Origin of the sequence: Paraburkholderia sp. (assembly GCF_035948235.1) — a bacterium.
In the GTDB taxonomy this organism is placed as follows: domain Bacteria; phylum Pseudomonadota; class Gammaproteobacteria; order Burkholderiales; family Burkholderiaceae; genus Paraburkholderia.
Window position 1 is genome coordinate 1 of sequence record NZ_DASZJJ010000249.1, and the last position, 10,981, is coordinate 10,981.

The window sequence follows — 10,981 nt, forward strand, 5'->3', positions numbered from 1 at the left end:
CCACCAGGTGGTCGATCAGCGCCGCCATCGTCTGATCGAACTGATCGACTAACTGGCCCGCGACGGAGTTGTCGAGCTGATGCTCGCTCCATGTCCACGTCAACGTCAGTTTCTCGCCTGCGATCAGGCCGTTGATGTCGAGCACGCGATCCGCATCGCCATCGTTTGCCGCCGTCGAGCGCCCCGCCGACTCTTTCGCGAAACCAAACCGGCTGTGCGCGCCGAAGGTCTGATCGAAGCGGCCCAGATAGTTGAAGCTGATTTCGGGCTGCGGCAAGGCGGCGAGCGCTGCGCGGCTCGCCTCGTCCGCGTTGCGCGCCAGCAGGCCGAAGTGCAGCCCTTTGGCCGGCACCGCGCGCAGCCGCTCGCGCACGCCCAGCAGCGCCTGCGCCGGGTCGTCGATGACCGGCAGCACGACGGGATACTGCGTCGTGAACCAGCCGAGCGTCGCGCTCAGATCCACGCCGTCGATCACGTCCTCGCGGCCGTGGCCTTCGAGTTCGACCAGCACGTCGCGCGCATTCGTCAGGCGTCCGACCGCCGACGACAAGGCGCTGAGCAACACTTCGTCGATACGCATGCGATACGCGCGCGGCGCATGTTCGAGCAACGCCGCCGTGCGCGTGGCGTCCAGCGTCCAGACGCGCTTGCCACGCGGCGCGGCTTTTACGCCGTCCGTGGCTCCGATGGTTTCGGCGCGCAGGCTGCGAAGCGGCGTCGCGGCGCGCACGTCGAGCCTGCTCTGCCACCACGACAGTTCGGCCAGCCGCTCGGGCCGTCCCGCGTACTCGTCGAGCTTGCTCGCCCACGCGCTCCACGGCGTCGAGCGCGCGGCCAGCGTTGGCGTCTCGCCGCGTTCGGCCTGCTCGTAGGCGAGTTGCAGATCGGCCAGCAGCACGCGCCACGACACGCCATCGACCGCCAGATGGTGAATCACGATCAGTACGCGCCGCGCTTCTCCTGCCTCGATCACGCCTACGCGCCAGAGCGGCCCCGTCTGCAAGTCGAGACTCGTCTGCAGGGCATCGCACGCCGCTTCCATGCCGTCGAGCGATGGCACGCTCACGCGTTGCAGTACCGGCGTGGCCGACGCTTCATTCATCGCCGATACGTGCTGTGTCCAGCCCTGCGCCGAACGCGTGAAGCGCAGCCGCAACGCATCGTGACGCGCCGCCAGCGCCTGCACCGCGCGTTCGAGCGCAACCACATCGAGCGCGCCCTCGACGGTCAGCAGCACCGACTGATTCCAATGCGATTCGCCGTGGGGATAACGCTCGAAGAACCAGCGCTGGATTGGGGTGAGCGGCAGCGGGCCATTCCGGTCGTCCGTATCGGCGGCGTTATCTGCGCTCGCGGCGCAGGCGGCGAGGCGCGCCACCGTCGGATGCTCGAACACCTGGCGCGGCGTGAGCACGAGGCCCGCTTCGCGCGCTCGCGCGATGATCTGCAGGCTCTGGATCGAATCGCCGCCCACTTCGAAGAAGTTGTCCGTTACGCCGATATCGTCGCGGCCTAGTGCGGTTTGCCAGATCGCAAGGAGCGTTGCTTCGGTTGCGTTGGTGGCGGCGATGCGCTCGCCTGTGGTCTCTTCAGGTTGCGGCAGCGCCTTGCGGTCGAGCTTGCCGTTTGGCATCACTGGCAGTTTGTCGAGGATCGTCAGGCTCGACGGGACCATGTAGGCCGGAAGTTTGCGTTCGAGTTCGCGTTGAAGCACGGCGATATCAAACGCGCCCGCGACGTAACCGGCGAGGCGCTGCTTTTCGCCTGCGCCGTGCACAATCACCGCCGCTTCGCGAACGCCCGCGCAGTGACGCAGCACCGCTTCGATTTCGCCCAGTTCGATGCGCTGACCGCGTAGTTTTACCTGCTGGTCGAGACGGCCCAGGAATTCGACCGTGCCGTCCACGCGCATGCGGCAAAGATCGCCGCTGCGGTATTGACGCGAACCGGGCGCGCCGAATGGATCGGGCACGAAGCGCTCCGCAGTCAGTGCCGCGCGTCCCAGATAGCCACGCGACACCGTCGGGCCGCCGATGCACAACTCACCGAGACCGCCCGCCGGAGCCTCATCGCCAAACGCATCGATCACACGCGCGCTGCGTCCCGGATACGGTTTGCCGATAGGCACCGTGACCTGCTTCGTATCATCGACGGTCGTTTCGCGATAAAGCGCCGCGACGGTTGTTTCGGTCGGGCCATAGAGATTGTCGAGGCGGATATCCGCAAACGGGCTTTCCTTCCAGTGCCGCAACGCGTCGCCAGGCAAAGCTTCGCCACCTACTGTCACCTGACGCAGCGACAGCGACTCACGCGCAGGCGCGTGACGTTGCCACTGCTGCCACAGTGCCGTCGGGATACGCGCAAACGTGACGCGACGCTCGCTCAGACGTTCGCTCAGGCTTTGCAGGTCCCACGGCTGCACGCCGCGCATTTCCACCGTTGCGCCTACGCGCAGCGCGGGAAGGATTTCGTGCAGCGCGACGTCGAAATTGATCGTCGAGGAATGCAGGACCGTGTCCTGCGCGCTGATCCGGTAAGTGGCCTGAAAATCTTCCAGGTGCGTCCACAGCGAATCATGACTCACCGCGACGCCCTTCGGTCGCCCCGTTGAACCAGACGTGTACAGCACGTAGGCAAGCTGTTCCGGATGGAACGTGACAGAAGGCGCAGCGCCAGAAAAATCACGCGCTACCTCCACATCCACAACTTCACAACCGCGCAGCACATCGGCCAGACGCTGCGCGCTGCGTGCATCGGCGACTACGCGCGTGATGCCAGCATCTTCGATCATCTGCTCAAGACGAGCCTGCGGATACTCGGGGTCCAGCGGCACAAACGCACCACCCGACCGAATCACGCCAATCAGCGCCGCGATCATCCCCACGCCGCGCTCCACGCACAACCCAACGCGCGTTTCCGCCCGCACACCACGCGCCACCAGTTGCGCAGCCAGCGCACCCGACCAGCGCTCCAGTTCTGCATACGTCAACAATTGCGCCTCACACCGCAGCGCCACCGCATCAGGCGAGCGGCGCGCCTGTTCCACCAGCGAACCAGCCAGCGAGCCAAACTGATAAACACGCGCCTCCTGAACCCGCGCGCCATCCGGCAGCATCAGCTCGCCCACTCGCCGCGTCTCATCCTCAGTGAGCTGCACAAGAATCGCCTCGTACTGCGAAGCGATTCTGCGAACCGTCGCCTCATCAAACACGTCCGCCGCGAAATTGAACGACAGCTTGAGCGCGCGCCCTTCATCGACCACGTTGAGCACCAGATCGAAACGCGCCGTCTCAGTGCTGCCCGTCTCCGGCTCCACAACGAGTCCAGGCAACGTCACCGCCGCCTCGCCGCTCCCCTGCTCCAGATTGAACATCACCTGAAACAGCGGCGAGCGGCCCAGATCGCGCTCGATCTTCAGCGCATCGAGAATCTTGCCGAACGGCGCATCCTGATGCGCCTGCGCCTCCAGCACGCGCGCGTGCAGCGCCGCGAGCAGCTGCTCGAACGGCATCGCGCCGTCCACTTGCGCCTCGATCACGAGCGTGTTGACGAAGTAGCCGACCAGCGCCTCCGTCTCGCGCCGCGCGCGCCCCGCCGACGGCACGCCGATGCGGATCGCCGTCTGCCCGCCATAGCGATGCAGCAACGCCGCCCACGCGCCCAGCAGCACCGTGAACAGCGTCGTGCGGCGCGTGCGCGCAAGCTGGCGCAGCCGCGCGGCCAGTGTCTCGCCGATCTCGATGCGGCGGCGGCCGCCTTCGATACTGCGCGCAGGCGTGCGCGGCCGGTCGAGCGGCAGTTCGAGTTCGGGTTGCGCTGCGCCAAGCCGGTCGAGCCAGAACGCAAGGTCGGCGGCCTGAGTTGCATCCTGCCATTCGGCCTGCCAGGCCGTCACATCGCCAAAATGCAGCGCGAGCGGCGGCAACGCGCGCGCGGGATCGTCGCCACCCAGCGCCGCGCGATACAACGCGACCAGTTCGCGCACCAGCAGCGCCTGCGACCAGCCATCGGAGACGATGTGATGCGTCGAGATCAACAGCGTCCAGCGGTCGGCCGCGAGGCGCACGAGATCGGCGCGCAACAGCGGCCCCGCGCCCAGATCGAACGGCACGCGCGCGGCGCGGCGCAACAGTTCCGGCAGCGCCGCGGGATCGTCGAGCGTGTGCTCGCGCCAGCCGTAACTTTCGCCCTCAGGCACCGCATCGGCGATATGCTGCACGGCCACGCCGCGCTCCTCGACAAAGCGCGCGCGCAGCGCGCCATGCCGCCCGATCAAGGCGGCGAACGCCGCGCGCAGCGCGCCAACGTCCAGTTCGCCCGTCAAACGCACCGCGCGCGCGAGGTTGTACGCCGGATTCAGCGGATCGAGCTTCCACAGAAACCACAGCCGCGCCTGCGCAGCCGAAAGCGGATAGCGGCCCGCGCTTTCGCATTCCTCCTCGCCTGCGTTTTCGGCGCGCGCGAGCGGCACGATCGGCAGGCGCGTGGGGTCGATGCCCTGCTCGCGCACCTTCGCGCGCAATGCGCCACGTCGTGCGGGCGGCAAAGCCGCGTACTTGAGCGCCATCGCCCGCGCAACGTCCGCGCCGTTGTGCTGCGCGGTCGCGTTTTTCGGTTGATCGGCGGGGCGATCTTCAGTCGTAGTCAACATATTTTGTTCGGAACCAGATTCGGCACTTCGCCAGAAAACAGCCGTCCGGTGCGCCAGGCATCCGGACGGCCTCACCTCAATCGAGCGCGTTGAAAAGATCGTCGAGTGCTTGCAGGTCGCTGTCCGCTTCGCCTGCTTCATCGCTTGCGGGCAAGTCGAGCGCCGCCGCCAGCGCCGCGGGCGTGGCGTGCTCGAACAGCAGCGCGAGTTCGAGCTTGCGGCCCAGGTGTTGCGCCAGACGCGTGTTCACCCGTACCGCCGCCAGCGAGTGGCCGCCCAGCGCAAAGAAGTCGTCGTGCGCGCCCACGCGCGCGACGCCCAGCACCTCGCCAAACACCTGCGCAATCGTCGCTTCCAGTCCTGCGGCAGGCTCGGTCCAGGCGCTCTCACGCGAGTACCCTAGCTCGATCTGCGCCAGCTTCTTGCGGTCGAGCTTGCCGTTCGCGGTGCGCGGCAGCGCGTCCACGCCGTGCAGCGACGCGGGGATCATGTACACGGGCAACCGCGCGCCCAGCGCCTGACGCCAGTCCACCGGCAGCGCGCCCACCACATAGCCGACGAGCCGCGCATCGGCACTCCCTGGTGTGGCGGGCAGCAGCGCCACCGCCGCGTCGAGCACACCCGCACAGGCACGTAACGCCTGCTCGATCTCGCCCAGTTCGATCCGGTAGCCGCGCAGCTTGACCTGCTGGTCGATACGGCCCAGGCACTCGAACGCCCCATCGGCACGCTCGCGCGCGAGATCGCCAGTGCGGTACATGCGCGCGCCGGGCGCGCCGTCGGGATCGGGCACGAAGCGCTCGGCGGTCAGGCCCGGGCGGCCCAGATAGCCGCGCGCAAGATTCTCCCCGCCGATGCACAGCTCGCCGATCCCACCCATCGGCGTCCATTGGCCGCTCGCATCGATCACGCGCAGCGCGTTGGCGTGCAGCGCGTGGCCGATGGTGAGCGGGCGATCCGCCGTCAAGTGCGCGCGGCTCGACCAGATGGTCGTTTCGGTTGGCCCGTAGAGATTCCACAGATCCACGCCCAGACCGAGCAGTTGCGCACACAGATCCGGCGGCAGCGCCTCGCCGCCCGCGATGCCGGTGAGCTTGCGTGCGCCCGGCACGCCGCGCCAGCCCGCCTCCAGCAGCAGGCGCCAGCCGCTCGGCGTGGCCTGCAGCAGCGTCGCGCCGCTCGTATCGATCAGATGCGCGAGCGCTTCGCCATCGGCGGCCACGCGCGCGTCGGCCAGTTCGAGCGTTGCGCCCGTCATCAGCGGCAGGCAGAACTCCAGCAGCGAGATGTCGAACGACGCCGTGGTGACCGACAGCAGCACGTCATCCGCGCCGATGCCAGGCGCTTCGCGCACGCTGCACAGGAAGCGGTCGAGCGCGCCATGCGACACGGCCACGCCCTTGGGCCGCCCGGTCGAACCGGACGTGTAGATCACGTAGGCGAGTTGCGCTTCATGCACGGCGCGCGCCTCGGGAAGCGCCTCGGCGTTGAGCAGGTCGTCGGGCGAACCTGCGTCGATTACCGTGCATGCGTCGAGTCCGCCGCCCAGCCGCGCGATGCCTTGCGCGTCGGTGACGATGCGCGTGATGCCCGCGTCGTCGAGCATGTAGCGCAGACGCTCGACCGGAAACTCCGGATCGAGCGGCACATAGGCCGCCCCGCTGCGCATCACGCCGAGCATGCCGGCGATCAGCGCGGGCGCACGCGCGAGGCACACGGCCACGCGCTCCTCGCGCGTCACGCCGCTTGCGCGCAGTTTCGCGTCGATGGCGGCGCTCCAGCGCGCAAGCGACGCGAAATCCACCGACACACCGTTGTGGCGCAGCGCCACGCGCGTCGGGGTGCGCGCGGCCTGCTGCTCGAAACGCGCGTAGAGAGGCTGGAAGCCGGCGTCATGCGACGGACCCGGCAGCGGCGCTGCCGCGCGCACGCTCAGTTCGCCCACACGGCGCGCCACATGCGTGATTTGCGCGGCATCGGCGAGCTGTTCGAGCACCGCGTGGTATTGCGCCTGTAGCGCCTGCACCTGCGCGCGTTCGAGGCGGCGGCTGTCCCAGCCCCACTGCAGCTCGATTTGCCTCGTCGGCAGCACGGTCAGCGTGAGCAGATAATGCGTGCGCTCGACCGTTTCGATGCGCTCGACGCGCAGCGCCGCCGGTTCGCGGCTTGAACCCGAAGCCAGCGGATAGTTCTCGAACACGATCAGGCTGTCGAACAGCGCATCGCCGCTGCGGCCCGACCACTGCTGCAGCGAGGTGAGCGGCGTGTGCTCGACATCGCGCAGCGCGACGTTGGACGCCTGCAGCGCGCCGAGCCAGTCGTCCACGCGCGCCGCGCCCGGCACGGCAGTCACGACCGGCAGGCTGTTGATGAACAGGCCGATCATGTTGTCCGCGCCCGGCAGCGAGGCCGGACGCCCCGACACCGTCACGCCGAACGCAACCGATGCCTTGCCGCTCAGGCGCGCCAGCACGACCGCCCACGCGCCCTGCATCAGCGTATTGAGCGTGACGCGATAGTGCTGCGCGGCGCGGCGCAAACGCGCGTCCAGCGCGGCGTCGAGCGTATGCGCGAGCTTTTGCGGCACGAGCGATGCGGCCTCGCGCGGCGCGGCCAGACTGCCGGTGAGCGTGCCCGCGTCGGCGCCCGCGTCCAGACGTTCTTGCCACCAGTCGCGCGCATCGGGCTGCTTCGCAAGCCATTCGATATAGCGTCGATACGGCTGCGCAGGCGCTCTCGCTTCTACGTCGTCGTGTGCGTAATCGTCGAATACTTCGGAGAGCAAACGAGCGCCGCTCCAGCCATCGGTGAGCACGTGATGATGCGTGCGCACCAGATCGAACGCGCCATCCGGGCGGCGGAACACGTTCACGCGCATGAGCGGCGCGCGCGACGGATCGACGCCCTGGGCGAGATCGGCGGCGCGCCAGCTCGCCAGACGCGCGTCGTAGTCGACAACATCGCGCCAGTCGTGCACCGCGAACGGCAGCACCGCATCGCGGTCGACGATCTGCAGCGCGGTGCCGCCGTGACGCCACTCGAAGCGCGTGCGCAGCACGTCGTGACGCGCCAGCGCCGCCTGCCAGACCGCGCGCAGGCGCGCTTCGTCCAGTTCGCCGCGCAGCGTGAGCTGGAGCTGGTTGACGTAGACGCCCTGGCCCTGCTGACGCTCGCTGTGATAGAGCAAGCCCTGCTGCAGCGGCGTGGCCGGATAGATATCGGCGACACTGCCGAGCTTGAGATTGAGCGCAGCCAACTGAGCCTGATTCAGTCCCGAGAGCGGGAAATCGGCGGCCGTCGCGCCCGGCTGCGCCGCGACGCAATGCGCGATCAGCGCATGCACGTGGCGCTCGAAACCCTCCACCAGCCGGTCGACCGTGGCGCGATCGAGGCGCGCGGGATCGAAGCGCCAGCGCAGCACGAGGCTCTCAGCCGCGATCAGGCCGTTCAGATCGAGCGCATAGTCGACGCGCGCATCGTCGCTCAGATTGCGGCCCGCGCTCTGCGCGCTGAAGCTAAAGCGCGAGTCAGCGTCGATCGCCTGATCGAAGCGGCCCAGATAGTTGAAACTCACGGCCGGGCGGCGGCGCGGGCGCTCCGCGTCCAGCAGGCCCCAGTGGAAGCCCTTGTGCGGTACGGCGCGCATGCGCTCCTTGACGCCGATAAGCGCGTCGGCGGGCGTGGCGGCGTGCGCGGGCAGCACCACCGGGAAGCGCGTCGTGAACCAGCCCACCGTGCGGCTCAGGTCGATGCCGTCGATCAGATCCTCGCGGCCATGGCCTTCGAGTTCCACGGCCAGCGTGTTCGCGCCGCTCCACTCGCCCACCGCCTGAGCGAGCGCGGCGAGCAGCAATTCGTCGACGCGCGTGCGCCAGGCGCGCGGCGCGATCTGGACGAGTTCGCGTGTGCGCTGCGGGTCCAGCTTCCATTCGACCACGACGCTATCCGCCATGCGCGTGTTCGACGGGGCGCCGAATGCGGCGTCTTCGGGCGCTGCGGTTGGCGATGCCTCCGGCGCGCCCAGCGCCTCGCGCCACCATGCGGCTTCGGCCTGGACGGCGGGCTGCGCGCCGTAGCGATGCAGCGCGTGCGCCCATGTGCTCCACGCGGTCGAAGGCGCAACGGCCGCGATCGTCTCGCCGCGTTCGGCCTGCTCGTAAGCGCCTTGCAGTTCTTCGAGCAGGATGCGCCACGACACGCCATCGACCGCCAGGTGATGGATCGCGACCAGCAGCCAGCTCTGCTCGTCTGCCTCGAAATAGCCGACGCGCCAGATCGGGCCGCGCGCGAGATCGAGCCTCGTCTGGAGCGCGTCGCATGCGGCGCTTAGCGCGTCGGGCGAGGTGAGGGTTTGCTGGTGGATCAGGCCGGTTTCCTGCGCTTGCGCGTCAGCGGCGCTTAGCGTGCGTTGACGCCACACACCATCTTCCTGGGCGAAGCGCAGACGCAGCGCATCATGACGCTCGCGCAGCGCCGCGACAGCCTGTTCGAGCGCGGGCAGGCTCAGACGGCCCCGCACGTCGAGCAGCACCGACTGGTTCCAGTGCGATTCGCCTTGCGGATAGTGCTCGAAAAAGCGCCGCTGGATCGGCGTGAGGTTGAAGGCTTCGGCGTGATCCGCGGTTGCCGTTTGTTCGTCGCCAACGCGTTCCGAGCGCTGCGCGAGCGCGGCCACCGTCGGATGCTCGAACACCTGACGCGGCGTGAGCACGAGGCCCGCTTCGCGCGCACGCGCGATGATCTGCAGGCTCTGGATCGAGTCGCCGCCCACTTCGAAGAAGTTGTCCGTCACGCCGATATCGTCGCGGCCTAGTACGGTTTGCCAGATCGACAGGAGCGTTGCTTCGGTTGCGTTGGTGGCGGCGATGCGCTCGCCTGTGGTCTCTTGTGGCTGCGGCAGCGCCTTGCGGTCGAGCTTGCCGTTTGGCATCACCGGCAGTTTGTCGAGGACCGTCAGGCTCGACGGGACCATGTAGGCCGGAAGTTTGCGTTCGAGTTCGCGTTGAAGCGTTGCGATATCCACCGCGCCCGCGACGTAACCCGCGAGCCGCTGCTTTTCGCCTGCGCCGTGCACGACCACCGCGGCTTCGCGAACGCCCGCGCAGTGACGCAGCACCGCTTCGATTTCGCCCAGTTCGATGCGCTGACCGCGCAGTTTCACCTGCTGGTCGAGACGGCCCAGGAATTCGACCGTGCCGTCCACGCGCATGCGGCAAAGATCGCCGCTGCGGTATTGACGCGAACCGGACGCGCCGAATGGATCAGGCACGAAGCGCTCCGCAGTCAGTGCCGCGCGTCCCAGATAGCCACGCGACACCGTCGGGCCACCAATGCAAAGCTCCCCGAGACCGCCCGCCGGAGCCTCATCGCCAAACGCATCGATCACGCGAGCACTGCGCCCCGGATACGGTTTGCCGATGGGCACGGTGACCTGCTTCGTATCATCGACGGTTGTTTCACGATACAACGCCGCGACGGTGGTTTCGGTCGGACCATAGAGATTGTCGAGACGGATATCCGCAAGCGGGCTTTCTTTCCAGTGCCGCAACGCGTCGCCCGGCAGTGCTTCACCGCCGACCGTCACCTGACGCAGCGAAAGAGACTCACGCGCAGGCGCATGCCGTTGCCACTGCTGCCACAGTGCCGTCGGAATACGCGCGAACGTGACGCGACGCTCGCTCAAACGTTCGCTCAGACTTTGCAGATCCCAAGGCTGCACGCCGCGCATTTCCACCGTTGCGCCTACGCGCAGCGCGGGAAGAATTTCATGCAGCGCTACGTCGAAATTGATCGTCGAGGAATGCAGGACCGTGTCCTGCGCGCTGATCCGGTAAGTGGCCTGAAAATCTTCCAGGTGCGTCCACAGCGAGTCATGACTCACCGCGACGCCTTTCGGTCGGCCAGTGGAACCAGACGTATACAGTACGTAGGCAAGCTGTTCAGGGTGGAACGTGACAGAAGGCGCAGTGCCCGAAAGATCGCGCACCACTTCTACATCCACGATTTCACAACCGCGCAGCACATCCGCCAGGCGCTGCGCGCTGCGCGCATCGGCGACCACGCGCGTGATGCCTGCATCTTCGATCATCTGCTCAAGACGAGCCTGCGGATATTCCGGGTCCAGCGGCACAAACGCGCCGCCCGACCGAATCACGCCAATCAACGCCGCGATCATCCCCACGCCGCGTTCCACGCATAGCCCAACACGCGTTTCCGCCCGCACACCACGCGCCGCCAGTTGCGCAGCCAGCGCACCCGACCAGCGTTCCAGTTCTGCATACGTCAGTGATTGCGCCTCACACCGCAGCGCCACCGCATCAGGCGAGCGCC

2 protein-coding genes are annotated in these 10,981 nt (G+C 67.8%); both read right to left on the reverse strand.

Annotated elements, in window-relative coordinates; all coding sequences use genetic code 11:
* Positions 1-4,651 (reverse strand): non-ribosomal peptide synthetase (locus tag VG320_RS21925; RefSeq protein ID WP_327202167.1); only part of this gene is annotated, 4,651 nt, incomplete at its 3' end.
* 76 nt (positions 4,652-4,727) lie between these two features.
* The coding region (locus VG320_RS21930; protein WP_327202168.1) for a non-ribosomal peptide synthetase at positions 4,728-10,981 on the reverse strand (6,254 nt) is incomplete at its 5' end.